The following is a 21090-nucleotide window of genomic DNA, read 5'->3' as shown; positions in this document are numbered from 1 at the left end:
GACGCGTAAGCTGAATCCTTTGCCACCGACCGTCGGAGGGACTGCCATGCGCCGCATCACCGGCATCCTGTTCGCCACCGCATCTCTCGCGCTGTGCCTCGCGGCCTGCGCGCCCGCGCAGCAGGCGCCCGCGCCGACCGGCACGCAGGCCGAGTCGCCGGATGCGCCTGCCGTGGAGCCGACGGCCGACGACGAGACGCCGATCGCGACGCTGCCGCCGGTGGAGGCCGCGGATGCCCTGTGCCGGGAGGGCCAGGCTGACGGCGACGATGTCTGCGTCATCACCGGCCGGCACGCCGAGGGCGACCTGTCCTTCGAGGGGTACGAGGTCGTCAAGCTCATCGACAGCACCGTCGACGGTGCCGTGGCCGCAGGCGGTCTGCGCGAGCTCGTCGTGACCGGCTCGCAGATCGGTGCCGACCTGTCGATCACCCGCACCCGGGGCGTCGTCGTGAAGCAGACCGAGATCGGCGGATCTCTCGACATCTCGGACGCCCAGCACGCGACGCTCGTGAAGAACACCGTCGGCGGCGACCTGAACTGCCACGACGTGCGCGCCGACGGCAACGGCAACCGGGTCAAGGGCGCTACCACCTGCTCAGTGCGCTGACGCACAGCGTGATTTGACAACAGCCTGCGGAACTCCGATAGGTTGACTCGAAGCGCCGTCTTGGCGCGCGCCCGGAAATAGCGGTCTTACCCTCCGCGGGGGTCCGGGCAGGGGAACCACTACTTTTCGGGGAGAAGTATGCGCACTGCGCAAAGCGCTGTTCAAGCGCGCCCATTTTCGGGCGCCATCAGGAAATTCATCGCAACGCTGACCGTCGGTCTGCTCGCCGTGATCGGCATCGTCGCGATGCCGAGCATCGCGTCGGCGGCATCCAACCCGAACATCGTCGTCGGTGACGTCACGATCGAGCCGGCGGATGCGCAGGCGACCGTCGGCGACACCCTGACGGTGTCCGGAACGTGGGATGCGACGACGGCGAACCCGCAGGCAGGGGACACGTTCACGATCGGCCTGCCGCCCGAGTTCGCGTTCCCGCAGGCGGTGCCGTTCCAGCTGCTCGGGCCCGACGACGTCGTGTGGGGCAACTGCCTGACCGAACCCGCCACCGGGATCGCGACGTGCACCCTGACGGAAGCGGTCACGGAGCGACCCGAGCTCGTCCAGGGCACCTGGCAGTTCGAGGTGGAGGCCGTCGAGGCGACCACGGCGGAGAAGGTCGAGTTCGACCTCAACGGCACGGATGTCCTCGTTCCGCTTCCCGGTGGCGGCGGCATCGACGACGGCATCGAGCTTCTCGGTGAGGTCTCGAAGTCGGGTGTGATGAACGCCAACAACTGGTCGATGACCTGGACGGTGGACATCCCCGGCGCCAACCTCGTCGCCGCAGGCGGCGACGTCGCGCACATCACCGACACCTTCGGCGCGGGCCACGTGCTCTGCGACCCGACCGGGTTCACGGTCCAGACCGTGCGCGGCGACACCGTCGTCGACGTGAGCGGCCTGGTCGACTCGAAGCCGGTCGCGGGAGACGACGGCTTCGCGATCGATCTCAACGCCCCTGAGGGCGGGTTCGACGCGAACGTCACGTACCGGATCAGCTACCAGACCTGCACCCCGGACGGGCAGATCGATCCCTCCGGCACGGAGTACGAGAACTCGATGCAGATCGAGGGCTGGGGCGACGCCGGGCACGGCGTCGGCACCGTCACGAACAAGCCGTGGCACATGAACATGAGCAAGTCGGGCTCGGTGCTCGGCGGCGCCGACCGCAACGGCAAGATCGCCTGGACCGTGGTGGTCCCCGGCGACCAGCTCTTCGGCAAGGACGGCTTCACCTTCGCCGAGACCCTCGGCGCAGGACACGAGCTCTGCAGCGACACGATCAACGGCATCCAGATCGTCGAGCAGTACGGCCCGAGCGGGCAGCGCCGGCAGAACATCACCGGCATGCTCACGCCGATCGTGAACTCGCAGTCGGCCCAGGGCTTCAACATCACCTACACGGTGAACGACCCGGAGTTCGACTTCAAGCGCTCGGACTACCGGTACGTCATCACGTACAGCACCTGCGTGACTTCCCAGGACCTGCCCGCGGGCGGTACCGGCTACACCAACAAGGCCGATGTCGACGGCGTGATCGCCGGCACCGAGGCGAAGGTCCCCGGCCGCACGGCGAACAAGACCGGGAAGATCAACACTTCGACGGTCACGATCGACGGCGTCGAGCACATGCCGCAGACCACACTGGACTGGACGGTCACGATCCCCGGCGAGCGGATCGAGGGTCTCGACGAGCTCGTGCTCACCGACACGCTCTCCGCCACGCAGACGGTGTGCGAGGCGGGTGACCCGTCTGACGGTCTCGCCTCCCGGATGCGCCTGAAGATCGAGGCGCGCGATCAGATCCAGAACGGCGGGCTGAAGCCGGTCGACGTCACCGCCGACGCGGAGGTGTCGGTCGACGGTCAGGTGATCACGTTCGACATCGATCCGCGCGACCTGCCGATCCCGGGTGGCCGCACCAGCGACGGCTTCAGCCGCGAGTACCAGTACGTGATCACGTACACGACCTGCACCACCACGGGCGGCATGGATGCCCCGGGCACCGCGTACAGCAACACGCTGACCGGCACCGGCATCGACTTCTCCACGTCGACCACGCAGAACAACAAGGGCTCCGGCACCGGCACCGGTGTGACCCGCGGGTCGGTGTCGATCGACAAGGAGCTGGCGGAGACCCCGGGTGCCGCTTTCATCCCCGGTGACGCCACCTTCACCGTGCACGTCAAGGAGATCGACCCGAACGGCACGGCGCAGAACGAGTACGACCTGCGCGTCCCGCTGAACGGCGCTCCGGTGAGCGGGCTGAACGCGCGCGGCACCGGCTGGACCGTCGAGCTCACCGAGCCGACGTTCCCGAGCATCCCCGGTGTCACCTTCGGCGACCCCGTGTTCGCGAGCGGGGCGGGAGTGACGGTGAGCGAGGACGGCCGGACGGCGACGGCGAGGATCGACCCTGGCACGAACGTGTCGGTGTCGCTCACCAACGAGGCGCTGCTCGGTGCGGTCAGTGTCGTGAAGGAACTCGAGGGCGGCGCATCGGCACTGGTTCCGGATGACAAGACGTACCGGGTCACGGCACAGATCGACACCACCGCTCTCGGAGCCGGATTCCCCGCGCAGCCGGATTGCGTCCTCGACCTGACGGCCGGCGAGCCGGTGCTGATCGAGAACCTTCCGATCGGCGCGACGGTCACCTTCAGTGAGACGCGACCCGCTGACGACGACCAGTTCACCTGGGGTGCCCCGCAGATCGATCCGTCGAGCATCGTCGTGACGGCCGCGATGGCGTCCACGCCGGCGTCCGTGACCGTGACGAACGGCGTCGAGCGCACGGTCGGCACCTTCTCGGTGGTCAAGACCGTCACCGGTCACCAGGCCGGCAACCCCGCAGTTCCCGAGAACGTGACGGTCACCGCCACGTGGACGGAGGAGGGCGGCACCGCGCAGACCAAGGAGCTGACCGTTCCCACCGACGGCACCGCCGTGCCGCTCGGCGAGAACCTGTTGATCGGCACCGAGGTGACGCTCACCGAGACGCCACTCGCCGACGGCTCCAGCATCGCCTGGGGCGCTCCGGTCTGGTCGGGTACGGGCGTGGCGGTCGACGGCGAGTCCGCCGTGGTGACCGTCGGGCGGGATGCCGGCGGCATCCGTCCAGCTCGAGAACCACGCGGCGACCTCGACGGCGGGCATCAACCTGCTGAAGGGCATCGCCGGCGAGGCCGCGGGTGAGGTCGACCCGTCGACCGGGTTCCCGGTCACGGCGAGCTGGACGATCGGCGACGAGACGTTCTCGAAGGACCTCACGATCAACGCCGTCGAGCCCACGCCTCTCGGCGAGGATCTCCCGGCCGGAACGGTCGTGACGATCACCGAGGGCGACGCCCCGGCGTTCGACACCGTCGTGTGGGGTGCGATCACGATCAGCGGCGATGACGTCACCGACAACGGCGACGGCAGCGCGGAGATCGTCGTCTCCGACCAGCAGGGCGCGGTCACGCTGGCCACGGTCACCAACGAGGCGACCTGGGCGCCGGGCACGTTCTCGCTCTCGAAGGACGTCACCGGCGTGCTGCTCGACAACCCGGACGTGCCGGATGCCGTCACCGTGACGGCGACCTGGTTCGTGGACGGCGAGCGGGTGTCCCAGGACATCACGGTGCCCACCGACGGCACGGTCGTGCCGTTCGGCGCGGACCTGCCTCACGGCACCGCCGTGACCCTGTCGGAGACCGCACTCGAGAACGCGGCCGCGTTCACCTGGGCCGAGCCGGCGTGGCAGGCCGAGGGCATCGTCGTGAACGATGACGGCACGGCGACCATCACCATCGGGGCGGCCGAGGACACCGCAGTGACGCTGACGAACCAGGCGGTCGCCTCGCTGGGCAGGCTGCAGCTGGGAAAGACGCTCTCCGGCGAGGGTGCGTCGGATGTCCCTGCGGACACGGTCTTCCCGGTCGTCGCGACCTGGACCGACCTCACCGGCGCGCAGCAGCGGGCCGAGATGCAGCTGAAGGCCGGCGAGCCCGTCGTGCTCGCGGATCTGCCGCTGGGCACCGAGGTCACTCTGACCGAGGGGGAGGCGTCCACACCGAGCTCGGTGAAATGGGTGGGTGCGACGTGGTCCAGCGATGACGAGAACGTCACCGTCTCGGGCGATGGCGCAGAGGTCATCGTCACGGTGACCGGAGAGCCGGGCACCGCGGCGGAGGTCGGCCTCGACAACGAGTTCGAGAAGGTGCCTGAGCTCGCGACCACCGGCGGCGTTCTGAGCATCGGGATCATCGCTCTCGCAGTCGGGCTCGTCGGCGGCGGCCTGCTGCTGATGACGGTGCGACGGCGGCGGGCCTGAGGCCTGGAGCGGACGGGGTGCGGTGAACGCGCCCCGTCCGCTCCGCTGCATACGCGCCGGCGCGCGGACGTCGCCCGCGGCGCCGCTGTCCGGGCTACGGTGAGCGCATGAGCGAAGCACTGCTGTGGGGAGCCGTCGCCGCGGCACCGCTGTTCCTCGGCGCGCTGCTGTCACTGGCGCGCCGCTGGCCGCCGCGGCTGCTGGGCATCGTGCTCGGCTTCGGCGCCGGTGCGCTGATGGCGTCGATCGCGTTCGAGCTGGTCGAGGAGGGGCTCAGCCTGGCGGGGCCGATCCCGCTCGTCGCCGGCCTCGCCGTCGGCGCGCTCAGTTACTACGTCGCCGACCGCATCATCGATGCCCGCACCGCGGCATCCGCGAACGCGTCCGGCATGCCGCTCGCCGTCGGCGCCCTGCTCGACGGCATTCCCGAGCAGCTCGTGCTCGGGATCGGCCTCGCCTCCGGCGAGGGGGTCAGCGTCGCGCTGGTCGTCGCGATCCTCGTCTCGAACCTCCCGGAATCCATCGGCTCGGCATCCGACCTGCTCGAGTCCGGCATGAAGAAGGGCCGGATGCTCGGCCTCTGGGCCGCCGTCGCCGTGGTGTGCACGCTCGCGACGGTCGCGGGATTCGCGATCGCGGATGCCGTCGGCCCCGACTTCCGCGCCGCCGTGGACGGCTTCGCCGCCGGTGCGCTGCTGGTCATGCTGGTCGACTCGATGGTGCCCGAGGCGCAGTCGAAGGCGAAGGAGTCGACCGGCCTGTTCACGGTGCTCGGGTTCACCGTCGCCGCCGGGCTGTCGCTCGCCTCCTGACCCCGGCGGTCAGGACGGCGGAGCCGCGGTCGACGCGCGCACCACGAGGCGGGGAGAGAGGCGGACGTCGCTGGTCGGATCGTCCCGGCCCTCCAGGCGCGCGGTGACGGATGCCACCGCACCGCGCCCCAGCTCGGCGAACGGCTGCGCGACCGTGGTCAGCGCGGGCGTGCAGTAGGCGGCGAGCCGGATGTCGTCGACGCCGACCACGGAGACATCCTCAGGGACCCGCCGCCCCGTCTCGTGCAGTCCGCGGACGACTCCGAAGGCCATCTCGTCGCTGGCGACGAACACCGCGGAGACGGTCGGATCCGCGCCGAGTCGCAGGCCGGCCTGGTATCCGGACTCCGGGCTCCAGTCGCCGTGGATCACGTCGGGTGCCTCGCGGCCCGCCCCGGCGAGGACCTCGCGCCAGGCGCGGGTGCGCTCGACCGCGTCCACCCAGTCGCCGGGGCCGGAGACGTGCTGCACGGTGCGGTGTCCGAGTGAGAGCAGGTGCTCCGTGGCGAGGCGCGCGACGGCCCGCTGGTCCACGTCGAGCGCGCGCGCCCTGCCGACGGGCGACCCGCCGATCGTGGCTGTGGGGAGGTGCTCGGCGACCTGTTCGATGCGGTGGTCGGGGGTGCGCAGCGGCACGGCCAGGATGATGGCCTCCGCGCCGAGGCGCTCCAGGCGTCGCAGGGCGCCGCTGATCGACTCGGCGTCCGGTGTGGAGATCTGGGCGCCGACGACGCTGTAGTGCTCGGCATCCGCGGCATGCTCGACGCTGGCCTGGGTGATGGCGCCGGCGTACGACTCGGTGGCGATGCTGACCAGGCCGATCGTCCTCGTGCGGCCGGACGAGAGCGCGCGGGCGGCGGTGTTCATGCGGTAACCGAGCTGCTCGACGGCGGCGAGCACGCGCTGTCGCTTCTCGTCGGAGACGTAGGGGTGATCGCGCAGCACGCGCGAGACGGTCTGGGCCGACACCCCGGCGACGCGCGCGACGTCGAGCATGCCCGGCGGTCGCTGCGAGGTCTCGCTTCCGGTCACCGATCCCTCCTTCGAATCCGTTGACACAGCTTAGCCGCGCTCGATATGTTATCGATGCCATAACCGATCGACGCCACCCGGCGCCGGACACCGTCGTCCAGAGAGGCAGTCCCGTGAGACCATCCAGCCCCAGAGCGCGCAGGATGCGCGCCCTGACCGCAACGGTCACCGCGACCGTGCTCGCCGTGAGTTCGCTGCTGCTCGCGGCGCCGGCATCCGCGGCATCCGCACCGCTGCCCGACGTGATCCCGTCGATCGACGGATGGCAGCCGGCCGACGGCGTCTTCACCGCGTCCGACGATCTCGCGATCGTCGCCGACCCGGACGACGCGGGGCTGGCCTCGGCGGCCGACATCCTGCGCAGCGAGCTCGCCGCCGGGCATCCGTCCGCGAAGGTCGTCGCCACGGACGCCGGAGCCGGCGACATCGAGCTGCGCGTCGACGCCGGCCGTGAAGATCTGGGCGACCAGGGCTACGAGCTCACGGTCGGCGACAGCATCGTCGTCACCGGCGCCGACCGGGCCGGCGTGTTCAACGGCACCCGCACGGTGCTGCAGATGCTCACGCAGCAGGACACCCTGCCGCGCGGCTCCGTCGTCGACGTGCCGGAGTACGCCGAGCGCGGCGTGACCGTGTGCGCGTGCGTGATCAACATCTCCACCGACTTCATCGATCGCCTCATCGAGGACATGGCGTATCTGAAGATGAACACGCTCATGGTCGAGCTCAAGGTGAAGGTCGACGGCTACCCGCAGACCAACACCTGGTCGTACTACACGAAGGACGACATCCGGGCGCTCGTCGAGAAGGCGAACCGGTACGGCATCGACGTGATCCCCGAGATCAACTCGCCGGGGCACATGGAGATCTGGCTCGAGAACCTGCCCGAGCTGCAGCTCACCAACGAGTCCACCGGCGCCAAGGACGAGGTGCGGATGGACATCACCAAGGACGCCTCGTTCGACTTCTACACCGACCTCATCGACGAGTACTCCGACGTGTTCACGTCGAAGTACTGGCACATGGGCGCCGACGAGTACATGCTCGGCAGCGGGTACAAGAACTACCCGCAGATCAAGCGCTTCGCCGAGGCGACCTTCGGCGCCGGAGCCACCGAGAACGACGTGGTCGCCTGGTACACGAACAAGGTCAACGGCTACGTGAAGTCCAAGGGCAAGACGATGCGCATCTGGAACGACGGCGTCATGACCGACAACAGGTTCGTGCGCTTCGACACCGACATCATCATCGAGCACTGGAACCAGGCCGGCTCAACGATCCGCCCACAGCAGTTCATCGACTGGGGGCACGAGGTGAACAACATCTCGAACTCGCTGTACATGGTGCGCGGCGGCTACGGCGTCGACAGCAAGGGCCTGTACGAGGGCGGCTGGACCCCTCAGCAGTTCCACGGGCAGAAGATCACCAGCGGCGCGGACAAGGTCCTCGGCGCGCGCATGAGCATCTGGCCCGACGGCGGAACACCGGCCGAGGCCGAGAACACCACCGAGAAGAGGATGTTCGAGCCGCTGCGCCTCGTGGCCCAGACCACCTGGACGAACGACCGTCCGTGGGCGACCTACGCCGACTTCAAGACCGCGATGGACGTGGTGGGGCGCGCGCCGCTGTGGGAGAACGCCGAGCGGCAGCCGCTGCCGACGGGCGCCTACGCGCTGAAGACGGAGGGCGGCGCGCTCGCCGCGGGCGACGGCGCGAGCACCGTGCTGGCGGATGCCGGGGAGACGTTCACGTTCACCCGCACCGACGACGGCTACTACACGATCCGAGCCGCGGACGGCCGCTGCCTCGACCTGTCGCGCTCCGGCACCATGCGTCTGAACGTGCCCGTCGAGATCGGTGCGGATGTGACGCTCGCGAACTGCGCGACCACCACGCTGCAGAAGTGGCAGGTGCGCGAGGTCGACGGCGGATACACCGTCGCGAACGCGGCGAGCCAGCAGTTCCTGTCCGTCTCGAAGGGGATGAAGGACGTCCCAGTCGCGTACAAGGGGTTCAAGGATGTCGCCGGCGGCCGCGTCGTGCAGACACCGGTCGACTGGGGCCGCACCGTGTGGACCGTGGCCGGTGACGTGTCGCTGACCGTCGCCTCGGGCGCGCTGTCGGCAGTGCCGGGGGCGTCCACGACGATCGCGCTGTCCGTGGCCAACACGACCTCGGATGTCGTCGCCGGCGCGTCTCTCCGCGTGCGCACGGCTGACGGGTGGACCGCCATCCCGGCGAAGACCGCGCTCGGCGACCTCGCCGCGGGCAGCACGACCGAGGTCGAGGTGCAGGCATTCAACATCTCGGCTGCGATCGGCGCGGGCACCTTCGAGTTCGAGCTGGTCAGCGACGGCACGGTCGTCGCTCACGCCGAGGCCACCGTGAATGCCGCGTGCGCGGCCGGAACACTGCGCCCCACGGCGATCGCCGCAGTCTCCAGTCAGCAGCTGTCGGGCGAGCCGGCGCCGAACGGTCCCGCAGCTGCGGCGATCGACGGTGACCCGGCCACGTACTGGCACTCGCAGTGGTCTCCGACCGAGGCGACCTATCCCCACTCGATCGTGGTCGATCTCGGCGACGCGCAGCAGGTCTGCGGCCTCTGGTACACCGGGCGCAGCAGCACCGGCAGCGGCGGCGCGAACGGACGCATCGGCGACTACGAGGTGTACGTCTCCGAGTCAGTGAACACGGTCAGCGGCGACTGGGGCGAGGCAGTCTCGTCCGGCACCTTCGAGAACACCGCGAAGGCGCAGCTCGCGTCCTTCCCCGCGCAGTCCGCGCGCTACCTGAAGCTGGTCGCTCTGTCGGAGGTCAACGGCAACCCGTGGGCCACCGCGGGTGAGCTTGCGGCGGCAGGGCCGGTCATCGCACCTCCGACCTACACGGCATCGGTCTCGACTGCCGCCGAGACGGCGAACGCCGGCGAGGCCGTGGCGCTGACCGGGACAGGCTTCGCACCCGGCGAGGCTGTCGACGTCGTACTCCGCAAGAACGGCGGTGAGACCACAGCGGAGATCGGGACGCTTCTCGCCGATGCCGAGGGCAAGGTCTCCGGCGACGTGACAATCCCGGCGAGCGCCACCTCCGGTGCGTACGAGCTGATCGCCACCGGAGCACTCTCCGAGGCCGCGGACTCCGCGTCCATCACGCTGCACGGCGTGGACACGACGCGTCCGACGGTGTCGCTCGTCTCGCCCACGGCGGCCGGTCCGTTCCGGGCTCTGCAGATCGAGATGGATGCGGCGGATGCCGGTGGGCTGAAGCGGATCGTCGCGAACATCTACCGGGGCAGCACGCTGGTCAAGAGCACCCAGACCCAGGTCGGCGGTGCGACTGCGGGTCACCACGCTGCGACGGTGTCCCTGCCCGACGGGGACTACACGATCCGGTACAACGCGCAGGATGTGGCCGGCAACATCTCCGCCACCAGGACCTTCGCCGTGACCGTCGACGCCACCGCGCCGACGGCGACGGTGAAGGACGGTGCTTCGTTCACTGTCGGTGCCGACGGGGTCTATGACAGGGTCAGCTTCAAGCTGCACGATGCCGGGAAGATCGACAAGGTCACCCTCAACGGCGTCACGAAGGATCTGTCGAACAATGTCTGGTCGGATGTGAACGGCATCAGGCCGGGAGTCTTCGGAGCGGTCAAGGGCGAGAACACCCTGGTCGTCTTCGACGTCGCAGGCAACACGTCGACCACGACGTTCACCCTGAACTGATCGCGCAACGAGGAGCGGCGCCGCGCGATCGCGGGCGCCGCTCCTCGCACACCTCCGACCCGTTCGGCGGCGCCGGCGCTCGCACCACCAGCAGACCCGCGGCGAGAGCGGCGAGGCCGTGCCCGACAGCCAGTCGCAGGCCTGGCGCTCGTGGCGTGAGGCGGATCAGACCAGCTGGACGTGCACGTCAAGCGCGGTGTAGGTCGGCACGGCGCGGCGATCGCAGCTGAGGAGCGTGATCCCTGCGGCACGGGCGGCGAGCCCGACGAGGCCGTCATACACGGCACCGCCGGCGATGCCGGCGCGCACGAACGTCGCCGGAGCATCCAGCGCATCGGCTGCAGGCAGAGACGCGGACGACGGGAATGACAGCGCGATGATCTCAGCGACGCGAGCAGGACGCAGCCGCGCCTCCCCCGGCAACCGAGTGAGCACCGAGTACGTCTCGAACAGCGCGTGACCGGCAAGTCCCAAGATCAGGCCGCGGGTCACATCTGTCACGACCTCATGTGCCGGGTCCACATCGCGGACCAGGGCGAGAGCCGCGCTCGTGTCGAGAAGGAGGTCAGCGCTGGTCGGCAAGGCGCAACTCGCGGATGTCGTCGGGTGTGAGCGCCGGGCCGCCGGTGATCACCAGACGTCCGTCCTTCTCTATCACGTTGTCGTGCGTCTCGATCTCGATGCGCACCCCTGTGCCGTCGACGTAGATGTCGACCGGCCCCGGGAGCATGCCCACGCGCTCGCGGATGGCGGCCGGGATGACGATCCTGCCTGCCTTGTCGATGGTTGTACGCATGCCATCAGGATACCATTGCGATGGCAGATGGGCTCAGCTCCGACGACGCCGACGCAGCACCAGCAGCACGACCCCGGCGAGAGCGGCGAGGCCGAGTCCGAGGGCCAGCCTCCTGCCGCGCTTGGACGTCGCGACGGCGGCATCCGCCTCGTCCGGCGCTCCGTCGAGCCGGACGGTGCCCGTCCCGCCGTCGACGGTGATGACGTCGCCGGTGGCGATCCGCTTGGTGGCGCTGCCGGTGCCGAGCACTGCGGGGATGCCGTACTCGCGCGCGACGATCGATCCGTGGCTGAGCACGCCGCCGACGTCGGTGACCACGCCCGCGGCGAGCGCGAACAGCGGCGTGTACGCGGGGGTCGTGATGGAGGCCACGAGCACCTCGCCGGGCCGGAAGCTCGCGAAGTCCGCCGTGCCGCCGAGCACGCGGGCCGGTGCGGTCACCCTGCCGCCCGATCCGCCGGTGCCGTGCAGCACCGGGCCGGACCCGTCGCTCTCGCGGGCCGGCATGAAGCGGTCCATCGAGGTCATCCAGCCGCCGACAGGCAGGTACTGCGGCGGGGTCGCGAGCCTGCGCCCGCGCCAGGTGCGGCGACGAGCCGCGATGTCGGCACGGTGATCGGGCAGCGTGCCGTCGCCGTCATCCAGTCGCGCCGCGTCGGAGTCCGCCTCGGCGGCGGTGATCCAGAACACGTCGTCCGCGGCATCCACCGCACCGGATGCCGCGAGACGGGCGCCGAACTCGTGCAGCAGGCGCCGCTGCACCGGCCAGGCGAGTCCCATCGCGGCGAGGGCGTCCTCGCGCACCGGTGCCCACAGCTGCGCGGAACGCAGACGGCGTTCCGCGACGGCGCGGCGAACCGGGTCGAGCCGGGCGAAGAGCTCGCGGGTGATCCGCTCGCGGCGCGCCGCGGACGCGCGCTGTCGCTCGGCAGGGTCGGCGGCGTTCCCGTCGATCGTGTGCTTGAGCGTCTCGATCACCGGCGCGGGGTCGTCGGCCGGTACCGGGTTGATGAAGTCGAGGTTGTAGACGGTGTGGCCGTGCTCGGCGAGGTAGGCGTCCATGCGCTCGCGGAACTCGGCGGGCGGCTCCTCGCCGGCGTCGAGCTTCTCGCGCAGGCCCGGTTGCGCCCTGCACCACTCGGCCAGGTCGTGCAGAGCGCGCTCCGAGCGCATCGGGGCCGAGTCGAACCCGAGCAGGAAGTCGGATGCCTGTGGGTCGCCCTCGCGCCGCATCGTCGTGTCGTAGAGCTTCGTCCAGACCACCTCGCTCATGCCCGCCAGCGGCATCACCATCTGCACGATGCTGTAGTAGGCGCAGGCGGCGCCCAGCAGTTCGCGCACCCCGACGAGCAGATCTGCGGAGCTCAGCTGCGCGGCGTCCTGCTTCGCGTGGCGGTCGACGACGCTGCGGTAGGCGGGCAGCGCCTCGTCGCGCCACTTGTCCATCACGAAGCCCTTGCGCGTGATGAACCGCACTGCGGCGGGGGTGACCCTGAGCATGGCCATGAAGGTCGAACGCGGGTAGTCGTAGTAGGCGTAGCCGTTGATCGTCGGGAAGGCCATGTCGAGCGTCACCAGCTCCGGGCTCATGTCGCTCAGCATCGCGCGCAGACCGTACGGCACGGCATCGCCGACCAGGTCGGCGAACAGCGGAGTCAGCGGGTCGGGCATCTGCTCGACGATGCTGGCGCGGAAGTACAGGCTGCCCTCGCGGGGCAGCGGCCACTCGGCGGGCACTTCGCCGGTCGGCTCGGGCAGGGCGGTGATCGGGCGCGCCTGCACGATGCGGAACTCGCCGTCGGCGAGGGCCCACTCGATGTCCTGCGGCGATCCGAAATGGGCCTGGATGCCGCCGCCGATCGCCGCGAGGGCGCGGGCCTGGTCGTCGTCGAGGGTGGCGGCATCCGTCTGGGATGCCGGTGTCTTCGACTGCTGCGATCCGCCGTCGACGCGCACGGTCATGACCTTCTTCGTCGCGATGCGACGGGCGACGTCGTCGCCGCGCACGGTGTACTCGTCGGGTTCGACCAGCCCGCCGACGACCGATTCGCCCAGGCCCCACGAGGCGGTGATGACAGTCTCGTCGCGGCGCCCGTTGCCCGGATTCGCGGTGAACATGACGCCGGCGACCTCGGCGGGCACGAGTCGCTGCACGACCACCGCGATGCTGAGTCCGTCCTCTGCGTCGTGCCCGACGCGGGATCGGTAGGCGATGGCGCGGGCGTTCCACAGCGACGCCCAGCAGCGCCGCACGGCATCGAGCACCGCGGCTGCGCCGTCGACGTTGAGATAGGTGTCCTGCTGACCGGCGAAGCTCGCCCCCGGCAGGTCTTCTGCGGTCGCCGACGAGCGCACGGCCACCGGCCCCTCGCCGAGCGCGGTGTAGGCCGCGGTGACCTGCTCAGCGATGCCGGTGGGCAGGTCGGATGCCGCGAACAGTGCCGCGGCGTCAGCAGCGACGTCGGCCTCGGCGAGGTCTCCCTCGCTGTCCTCGGCCAGGCCGCCGAGCGCAGTATCCAGCCCGTCCCCGGCGACGAACGCGTCGTAGGCAGCGGTCGTGACGACGAACCCGTCCGGAACCGGGAATCCGGCGCGCACCAGTTCACCGAGATTCGCCCCCTTGCCACCGGCGATCGGGATGTCGGCCGCCGTCAGATCGGAGAGCGGGCGGACCAGTGATGCGTTCGGCTCGGACGCGGTCGACTCGGTCATTCTCGCGAGTCTAGGAGCCGCCCGGGACATCAGGAACCCCGTCTTGTGTGAGGCGGGCGGATCACGGCTCAGAACCCCGGATACTCCTGAATGCGCTTCTCGAAGTCGGCGCGGTCCTTCTCGCTGAGCAGCTTGCGGGCGATGATCGTCAGCTGCACGCCCTCGACGGGTTCGCCGGTGGCCTTGTGCTTCGCCTCGCGGTCGGCCTGTGCGTCGCCGGTCGGGTCCTTCGACGGGTCGAACACGTCGACGTAGAGCAGCATCGGATCAGGATAGGCATCGCTGTACCACTCCCAGGTGTGCTGCTGCTCGATGTCGGCGGAGCCGTACAGCTTCGCGACCATGTCTTTCGAGATGCCGGACTCCGCCGAGTTCAGCGGATACAGGTCGTACATGCCGCGCTCGGTGAGCACCTCGTCGATCACCGTCGCGATCTCGCGCTTGCGGTCGTTGTCGCGCACCGGCTCGACGGTGGTCCACTGCTCGGACGTGTACTGCTGCAGCAGCGACTCCCCGCCGTAGCCGTTGCGCTCGGGCCGGGTCGCCGGGGATCCCGATTTCTTCCACGTGTAGCCGAACTCATCCGTCAGACGGTCGCGGATCTCGGCCATCAGGTCATTGCCGTCCGACTGCACCTGCTCGAGCGAGGACTGGGCGAGGACATCGCCGTTCGAGGTCCCCTTCACGCCGGGATACGCCTCCTCGTGCTTCTGCCTGTCGCTCTTCACGCCGTCGTACGAGTTCGTGGCGGATGCCACGACCGCACCCACTGCGCCGACGGTGGCCACGTTGAACAGCAGCGCGATCACGAGGGCGATCGCGCCCAGCATCCGGCCCTTCGCCGTCAGCAGTGCGGCGACGATCACGCCGGCCACGACCAGCTGCAGCACCAGCACGGTCAGCGAGTACACCGGGTCGGCGCCGCCGCCGATCATCGAGCCGAGCAGGATCAGGGCGAACAGGATCGAGGCGACGAGCGCCACCCAGCCCAGTGCGTTCGGAGTCGTCTTGGGCGCGTCGATCTGCACCGCCGGCGCCATCGCCGGCTCTGCGGGGGCCGTGTTCGTGCGCCGGGCGCCGTGATAACCGCCGGGCGGCGGCACGGGGGCGCCCCCTGATCGCCGCCGAGATAGCGGGACCGCTGGTCGTCTACCATGGCCTGTCCGTTCCGCCGCCCGAGCCGTCCTCGCCGCCCGATCCGCCGAGCTGATCCTCGCGGTCCTGCTGCCCCTGGCCCAGCTTGCCCTCGATGTCATCGAGCTTGCCCTGGTCGGGCTGCTGCGGCTGCTCGCCTTCCTGGCCCTGCTGAGGCTGCTGCTGGCCCTGTTGCTGCTGCTTCTGCTGCAGCCGGTCCTTCAGATCGTCGAGGGTGCCATCCATGTCGCGGTTCGGGTCGGACGACTGCTGCTGCGCCTGCTCGCTGTCGCACTCCTCCGGTGTCTCCACCGTGATCTCGAGCGCCTCGCCGTACAGCTGCGCGGCCCTCGCCGGATCTCCGCCGGCCTGCTCGGCGTCGCCCATCCGCTCTACGACGATCGCGAGGTTGATCCGCACGTCGCACACTTCGAGACCCTTCGCGAGCTTCAAAGCGTCCTCGAGCTCGGCGCGTGCCGTCGGCAGCTCGTCGGCGCCGGCGAGAGCGGTGCCGGCGTTGAACGGCGCCTTGTACGGCTCGAACGCGTTCCACCACTCCTGACCATGCGCGGCGGTCTCGGAGCCGGCGTAGTCGCCGGCGACGTAGGCGCTGACCGACTGGTGCGCGAAGGCGTACATGCTCAGCAGCTTCGCCACCAGCACGAGCCCGGCGATCACGAACGGGATGCTGCAGATCGCGATCCAGCGGCGGATGCGGCGTCGCCGCCGGTTCGCTGCGAGCAGGGCGGATGCCGGGTCGGGTTGCGTCGTCATCGGGGATCACCTTCCCCGGTCGTTGAGCGAGCGACGGAGGAGGGAGACGAAACGTCGTGAGGTTCCTGGCGGAGGTGGGAGCGTTTCGTCTCGCTCGTTCCTCGCTCGCTCAACGAGCGGGGGGTTTCTCCGGTGGTCGTTGAGCGAGCGAAGCGAGACGAAACGTCGTCGGATGGCTGGGAGCGTTTCGTCTCGCTCGTTCCTCGCTCGCTCAACGAGCGGGGGGTTTCTCCGGTGGTCGTTGAGCGAGCGAAGCGAGACGAAACGTCGTGAGGTTCCTGGCGGACGTGGGGGCGTTTCGTCTCGGTCGCTGGCGCTCCCTCGCGGGGCGACCCGGGAGAGGACACCGCGAGTCCCCGCATCCGGGTCACGAGCATCGTCGCGCGGGCGAGTTCGACGCCGAGCAGCAGCACGATCACGAGCGCGAAGATCCAGTACAGCTCGGTGACGTCGCCGACCTCGCCGGACTCGGCGTAGTCGGTCGTGGTCTTCGGCGCCTCGGGCAGTGTGACCTCGGCATCCGACGTGCGGTGCTCGTACGTCACACCGAGCTGATCGGCGATCCTCTCGAGGGTCTCCTCGTCGATCACCGAGTGCGCCTGCTCGCCCTGGTACTCGATGTAGTGGGCCCCTGAGCCTGTCGAAGGGCGACCCGTGGTGATCTTCATCGGCCCGCCGTCGGCGGTGCCGTAGCCGAGCACCGCGCCGGCATCCACGTACTTCGCGGCGGTGCTGAACGACTCCGGCTGATCCTGCGACGTCTGCTCGCCGTCGCCGAGGTAGAACACCATCCTGGCCCGATCGGGTGCGGCCTTCGCGGCAGACTGCAGGGTCTTCGCGAGCAGCTCATTCGCGACGCCGATCGAGCTGCCGCGGGACTGCGCGGTGACCTCGGGACGCAGCACGTCCAGCGACGACACCAGCGCCGTGGCATCCGTCGTGAGCGGCAGGCGCAGCTGGGCCGTCGCGTCGAACGTGATCAGCGCGAAGCGCGCGCCGGGGTACTCGTCGACGATCCTCTGCACGTCGGCGCGCACGCCGTCGAGCCGGGGCCTGCCGCCGTCCCAGTCCTCGGCGACGATGCTGGCGGTGGTGTCCACGGCGATCACGACGTCGGTGTCGGTGGCGAGCGTCTGCGAGCTGCCGCCCGGGATGCCGGGGCGCAGCATCATCGCGAAGGCGGCGAGCAGCATCAGCATGCGCAGCGCCCAGATCCAGCGCGGGCCATGGGTGCGTGAGCCCGTCGAAGGGCGCATCAGCGCCCACACGATCGCCGCGGCGACCGGCGCGCACAGCAGCACCAGCAGGATCGGGTTGAGGACGGGCTGGAGGATCACAGTCTCACCACCCACAGCAGCGCGAGGAAGCCGAGCACCGCGACCAGCAGCAGCGCGATCCACAGGTTCGGGGCATCCGCCCAGATCACCTGGGCCTGACCGCGCAGCGCCGCAGCCTCCTGCTTCTGGATCTGCGCGACGATGTCGGCGACCGTCGTCGTATCGCGCAGCCCGTACGCCTGGCCGCCGGTGGCCTGGGCTGCTCTGCTCAGCTCCGCACTGGTCTGCGCCTTCGCATCGCCGATCGGGTCGATCGCGAACACCTTCACACTCTGCGAGGCCGCGTAGGCGGAGGCCTCGTCGAGGGTGAGGATCTGCGCGCCGTTCACCTCGTTGTCTGTGGCGAGGATCACCGAGCGGCTGCGCTCGTCATCGAGGTGGTCGAAGCGCATCGTGCAGGCGGCGAGACCGTCGCCGATCAGCGAGGCGCCGGGCCCGTTCAGCGTGCCGACCCAGTGGTCGGGGGTGTCGGTCTGGTAGTCGAATCCCTTGCGCACGGCGGCCAGCTGCTCGCGGATGAAGGCGTAGTCATCGGTCAGCGGGAAGACCTGCACCGGCGAGCTGTTGAAGATCGTCAGCCCGATCCGCTCGCCCTGGAAGCCATCGAGCAGGCGGTCGAAGACGTCGATCACCTCGCGGTCGACATCGGTCATCGAGCCGGACACGTCGAGGCAGAGCACGATGTCGCGGCTGGTGTTCTCCGGCTGCACGGTCTGCGCGGCCATCGGGCGCGCGGCCACGACGCCTCCGAGCAGCGCGGCGATCAGGCCGAGGCCGAGGATGCCGGTGAGCGCGGTCATCCGCCGGCGCACGGCCGTGCGGAACGACGGCAGCCGGCGCAGCCGCTCTGCACGCGAGACCAGCGCGCCCTCGCCGTCGCCGATGCGCCCGCGGCGCAGGCCGAGCAGCACGCCGAGGCCCACCGACAGCGCGACGATGCCGGCGGCGACGAACAGCATCCATCCGTGCGCTAGTGCCACGAGGTCACCACCCTCCGGATCGCTAGCGCGTCTCTCAGCTCCGGTCTCACTCGTTGCGGGTGTGAACGTCGTCCCACCCGCAACGAGTGAGACCGGAGCACGGGGAAGGACGCGCAGACGGAGGGCATCATGCTCAGTGCCACGAGGTCACCACCCTGCGTGCGGCCTCGGCGCCGGCGACCGGGTCGATGGCCGGTCCGCGCTGGAAGATGCTCGGGTAGTAGTGCCGGCGCAGCGCATCGATGAGTGCCGGATGCACGCCGCGGTGCTCGAGATCGTCGAGCGACAGCACCGGCGCCTCCAGCCCGGAGTACTCGTTCACGAAGGCGCGCACGGTGCGGCTGAGTTCGAGATTCGCGGTGTGCGGATCCATATTCCGCGAACGGTATGCATCCTCGATGTGCTGGATCCGGCCCAGGTAGTCGGTGCGCAGCGCGCCGAGTACGTCGACGAACAGCGGGGTGGACGTGGGGGCTCCTGCGATCGTCAGGCTGCGCTTCGGCTTCGTGAGCGCGATCACGAGCCACGCGCCGAGAGCGAGCACCACGAGCACCGCGACGGCCAGCAGGATCCAGCCCCAGCCGTACTGCGCCGGCGGATACAGTTCGTCAGAGGCGGGCATGCGACCTCCGATTCAGCATCCGCAGCAGCGCGGGGACGGCGGAGTCCTGGCCCTCGATCTCGGTGTGGCTGATCTCGAGGCGGCGCAGCAGGTCGTCGCGCCGGGCGGTGTCGGCGGCCTCCTGCGCGGCCAGCTCGGCCAGGATCTCGGGGTCGCCGTGCGCGAAGTCCGGCACCCGCCACCGGCTGTCCACGTCGCGCCGGGCACGCTTCGACAGGCTCAGCGACCCATTGGTCGCCGAGCGACCGCCTTGGGTCCCTGAGCGACCGCCTTGGGTTCCTGAGCGACCGCCCTGGCTCCCCGAGCGACCGCCTTGGGTCCCTGAGCCTGTCGAAGGGCGGGGGAGGACGGGATCCGCATCCCGCAGCGTCACCCACAGCACGTCGTGCTGCACTTTCAGCCGGCGCAGGATCCGCTCGGTCTCGTCGGTGGTGGGCTGCTCGTCTGTGACGATCACCAAGATCGTGCGGCGCGCGATCGTGCGCGCGACGTAGCCGAGCAGGGCGTCGCGATCGTTCGGCGCGGCGCTGCCGGAGATCGCCGAGCGTATGCGTCGCAGGGCATGTTCGAGACCGCCCTCGGTGCCGCTCGGCGCGATGCGTCGGATGCCGGAGGCGTCGCCGTGCACCACTGAGAAGTCGTCGCCGTGCCGCACCGTGAGGAAGCCCAGCGCGCCGGCTACGAGAACCGCCAGCTCGGACTTGGGACGCTCGTCCTCGGCGAGGGCGTTCATGCCGCGCCCGGTGTCGACCACGAACAGCACGGTGTGCATGCGGGTGGCCTTCGTGCGCTTGACCAAGGGCTCGTTGTGCTTGGCCGTCGCACGCCAGTCGATGTCGCGCACCTGATCGCCGTACTCGTACGGGCGCAGGTCCTCGAAGTCGAGGCTGCGTCCGCGCAGCAGCGACGCGTAGGCGCCGTCGAGCGCGTGCATCGACTTCTTCGAGGAGTGGATGAAGAGCTTGCTCTTCACCTGCGTGATCAGACTTGTCAAAGCATGGGTCCCTGAGTATGCCTGCGGGCTACGGCGTCGGCACCGCGGCGAAGATCTGGTCGATGATCTCCTCGCTGCGCACGCCTTCCGCGTCGGCCTCGAACGTCAGCAGCACGCGGTGCCGCAGCACCAGGTGACGCAGTTCGCGCACATCCTCGGGCAGCACGTGCGTGCGGCCGTTCAGCAGGGCGAGCGCCCGGGACGCCTGCAGGAACGCGATGCTCGCACGGGGGCTGGCACCGTACTTGATGTACCGGGCACGCTCCTCGCCGATGTACGGCGCCGGGTTCCTGGTGACGTACGCGAGCTGCACGATGTAGTTGCGGATCGACGGGTCGACGTAGATGCGGGATGCCGTCTCCTGCAGCATCCGCACGTCGTCGAGGCTGATCGCGCCGGGGACGTGCCGGTCGGGATCGAGCACGCCGGAGTCGATGCGGCCGAGGATCTCGAACTCCTCGGCCGGACTCGGGTACTCCACGATCTCCTTGAGCAGGAAGCGGTCCATCTGCGCCTCGGGCAGCTCGTAGGTGCCCTCCTGCTCGATCGGGTTCTGCGTGGCGATCACGAGGAACGGGCGGGGCAGCGCGTGCACCTCGCCGCCGATCGTGGTCTGCCGCTCCTGCATCGCCTCGAGCATGGCCGACTGGGTCTTCGCGCTGGAGCGGTTGATCTCGTCGAGCAGCACGAAGTTCGCGTGCACGGGGCCGAGTACGGTGCGGAACGTGCCCGAGGAGGCGTCGTAGATCTGGTTGCCGGTGATGTCGCCCGGCAGCAGGTCGGGGGTGCACTGGATGCGCTTGAAGCTGGCCTTCACGGTGTCGGCGAGGGTGCTCGCCGCGGTGGTCTTCGCGAGGCCGGGCACGCTCTCGAGCAGGATGTGCCCGCCGGCGATCAGGGCGACCAGCAGGCTGGTGCGCAGGCGCTCCTGGCCGACCATCTTGACCCCGTACGAGTCGGAGATGACGCGGATGATCTCGCGGGCCTGCGCGATGTCGACGTCGGCATCAGCGCCGTGGACCGACGGAGCCCCTGAGCCCGCACCCTGGGTCCCTGAGCCCGCACCCTGGGTCCCTGAGCCCGCACCCTGGGTCCCTGAGCCCGCACCCTGGGTCCCTGAGCCTGTCGAAGGGCCCGGCGCGACGCCCGGGACCGCGGAGATCGGCGCGGCCGGCGGCGCGGGCGGCGGCGGGGGTGCGGCGGACGGCCCGCCTGCGACAGGGAAGGATTCGGTCATCGTCGGTCTC

16 protein-coding genes are annotated in these 21090 nt (G+C 69.9%); 5 read left to right on the top strand and 11 right to left on the bottom strand.

The features are described from left to right. The first annotated feature begins 46 nt into the window (after nt 1-46). The 4 genes from L2X99_RS13735 to L2X99_RS13720 all read left to right on the top strand — a co-directional run bounded on the left by L2X99_RS13735 (nt 47) and on the right by L2X99_RS13720 (nt 5737). Complete coding sequence (locus tag L2X99_RS13735) at nt 47-610, top strand: hypothetical protein (RefSeq protein WP_236126238.1); 564 nt, start codon at nt 47-49, stop codon at nt 608-610. Nucleotides 611-838: 228 nt separating this feature from the next. Further along, complete coding sequence (locus L2X99_RS13730; protein WP_236135258.1) at nt 839-3805, top strand: DUF5979 domain-containing protein; 2967 nt, start codon at nt 839-841, stop codon at nt 3803-3805. Beyond that, nucleotides 3711-4925 carry a DUF5979 domain-containing protein gene (locus L2X99_RS13725; RefSeq protein WP_236135257.1) on the top strand — a complete coding sequence of 405 codons (1215 nt, stop codon included), beginning with the start codon at nt 3711-3713 and terminating at the stop codon, nt 4923-4925. The genes L2X99_RS13730 and L2X99_RS13725 overlap by 95 nt, the downstream gene beginning before the upstream one ends. Nucleotides 4926-5032: 107 nt before the next feature. Next, nucleotides 5033-5737 (top strand): ZIP family metal transporter, encoded by a 705-nt coding sequence (locus tag L2X99_RS13720; protein WP_236126241.1) that lies wholly within the window; start codon nt 5033-5035, stop codon nt 5735-5737. Between the two features lie 9 nt (nt 5738-5746). Here the strand turns inward: L2X99_RS13720 and L2X99_RS13715 are convergent, their stop codons facing one another. Further along, nucleotides 5747-6769: a LacI family DNA-binding transcriptional regulator gene (locus L2X99_RS13715; RefSeq protein WP_236126242.1), complete on the bottom strand. Its 1023-nt coding sequence runs from the start codon at nt 6767-6769 to the stop codon at nt 5747-5749. Between the two features lie 143 nt (nt 6770-6912). Here L2X99_RS13715 and L2X99_RS13710 point away from each other — a divergent pair, with 143 nt between their 5' ends. Beyond that, nucleotides 6913-10494: a family 20 glycosylhydrolase gene (locus L2X99_RS13710; RefSeq protein ID WP_236135256.1), complete on the top strand. Its 3582-nt coding sequence runs from the start codon at nt 6913-6915 to the stop codon at nt 10492-10494. Nucleotides 10495-10659: 165 nt separating this feature from the next. Here the strand turns inward: L2X99_RS13710 and L2X99_RS13705 are convergent, their stop codons facing one another. The 10 genes from L2X99_RS13705 to L2X99_RS13660 all read right to left on the bottom strand — a co-directional run bounded on the left by L2X99_RS13705 (nt 10660) and on the right by L2X99_RS13660 (nt 21080). Then, entirely contained in the window at nt 10660-11076 is a 417-nt protein-coding gene (locus tag L2X99_RS13705; protein WP_268928517.1) for a PIN domain-containing protein, read from the bottom strand. After that, nucleotides 11060-11290, bottom strand: coding sequence for an AbrB/MazE/SpoVT family DNA-binding domain-containing protein (locus L2X99_RS13700; RefSeq protein ID WP_236126246.1), 231 nt, complete (start codon nt 11288-11290; stop codon nt 11060-11062). Before L2X99_RS13700 ends, L2X99_RS13705 begins: the two co-directional genes overlap by 17 nt. A gap of 33 nt (nt 11291-11323) precedes the next feature. Next, nucleotides 11324-14002, bottom strand: coding sequence for a PEP/pyruvate-binding domain-containing protein (locus L2X99_RS13695; protein ID WP_236126247.1), 2679 nt, complete (start codon nt 14000-14002; stop codon nt 11324-11326). A 68-nt stretch (nt 14003-14070) separates the two neighbouring features. After that, on the bottom strand, nt 14071-15105 hold the full coding sequence (locus tag L2X99_RS13690) for a DUF4064 domain-containing protein (protein ID WP_236126248.1): 1035 nt from the start codon (nt 15103-15105) through the stop codon (nt 14071-14073). A gap of 46 nt (nt 15106-15151) precedes the next feature. After that, nucleotides 15152-15910 (bottom strand): hypothetical protein, encoded by a 759-nt coding sequence (locus L2X99_RS13685; RefSeq protein ID WP_236126249.1) that lies wholly within the window; start codon nt 15908-15910, stop codon nt 15152-15154. Beyond that, nucleotides 15907-17247 carry a vWA domain-containing protein gene (locus tag L2X99_RS13680; protein ID WP_236135255.1) on the bottom strand — a complete coding sequence of 447 codons (1341 nt, stop codon included), beginning with the start codon at nt 17245-17247 and terminating at the stop codon, nt 15907-15909. The genes L2X99_RS13685 and L2X99_RS13680 overlap by 4 nt, the downstream gene beginning before the upstream one ends. Further along, nucleotides 17244-18227, bottom strand: coding sequence for a vWA domain-containing protein (locus tag L2X99_RS13675; RefSeq protein ID WP_236126251.1), 984 nt, complete (start codon nt 18225-18227; stop codon nt 17244-17246). Before L2X99_RS13675 ends, L2X99_RS13680 begins: the two co-directional genes overlap by 4 nt. A gap of 133 nt (nt 18228-18360) precedes the next feature. Beyond that, complete coding sequence (locus L2X99_RS13670) at nt 18361-18849, bottom strand: hypothetical protein (protein WP_236126252.1); 489 nt, start codon at nt 18847-18849, stop codon at nt 18361-18363. Beyond that, the gene (locus L2X99_RS13665) at nt 18836-19843 is read right to left on the bottom strand and encodes a DUF58 domain-containing protein (protein ID WP_236135254.1); all 1008 of its coding nucleotides are present in this window, start codon (nt 19841-19843) and stop codon (nt 18836-18838) included. Before L2X99_RS13665 ends, L2X99_RS13670 begins: the two co-directional genes overlap by 14 nt. A gap of 28 nt (nt 19844-19871) precedes the next feature. After that, on the bottom strand, nt 19872-21080 hold the full coding sequence (locus L2X99_RS13660) for an AAA family ATPase (RefSeq protein WP_236126253.1): 1209 nt from the start codon (nt 21078-21080) through the stop codon (nt 19872-19874). Between the last annotated feature and the right edge of the window lie 10 nt (nt 21081-21090).

This window comes from Microbacterium sp. KUDC0406 (assembly GCF_021582875.1).
GTDB lineage: Bacteria > Actinomycetota > Actinomycetes > Actinomycetales > Microbacteriaceae > Microbacterium.
This window is presented reverse-complemented; position numbering and strand designations above follow the sequence as displayed.

Bases quoted from the DNA above. Each gene is read 5' to 3' on its own strand.
- L2X99_RS13670 (WP_236126252.1), bottom strand. From the start codon at position 18,849: ATGCCCGCCTCTGACGAACTGTATCCGCCGGCGCAGTACGGCTGGGGC.
- L2X99_RS13720 (WP_236126241.1), top strand. From the start codon at position 5,033: ATGAGCGAAGCACTGCTGTGGGGAGCCGTCGCCGCGGCACCGCTGTTC.
- L2X99_RS13700 (WP_236126246.1), bottom strand. From the start codon at position 11,290: ATGCGTACAACCATCGACAAGGCAGGCAGGATCGTCATCCCGGCCGCC.
- L2X99_RS13685 (WP_236126249.1), bottom strand. From the start codon at position 15,910: ATGACGACGCAACCCGACCCGGCATCCGCCCTGCTCGCAGCGAACCGG.
- L2X99_RS13660 (WP_236126253.1), bottom strand. From the start codon at position 21,080: ATGACCGAATCCTTCCCTGTCGCAGGCGGGCCGTCCGCCGCACCCCCG.
- L2X99_RS13695 (WP_236126247.1), bottom strand. From the start codon at position 14,002: ATGACCGAGTCGACCGCGTCCGAGCCGAACGCATCACTGGTCCGCCCG.
- L2X99_RS13725 (WP_236135257.1), top strand. From the start codon at position 3,711: ATGCCGGCGGCATCCGTCCAGCTCGAGAACCACGCGGCGACCTCGACG.
- L2X99_RS13735 (WP_236126238.1), top strand. From the start codon at position 47: ATGCGCCGCATCACCGGCATCCTGTTCGCCACCGCATCTCTCGCGCTG.
- L2X99_RS13710 (WP_236135256.1), top strand. From the start codon at position 6,913: ATGCGCGCCCTGACCGCAACGGTCACCGCGACCGTGCTCGCCGTGAGT.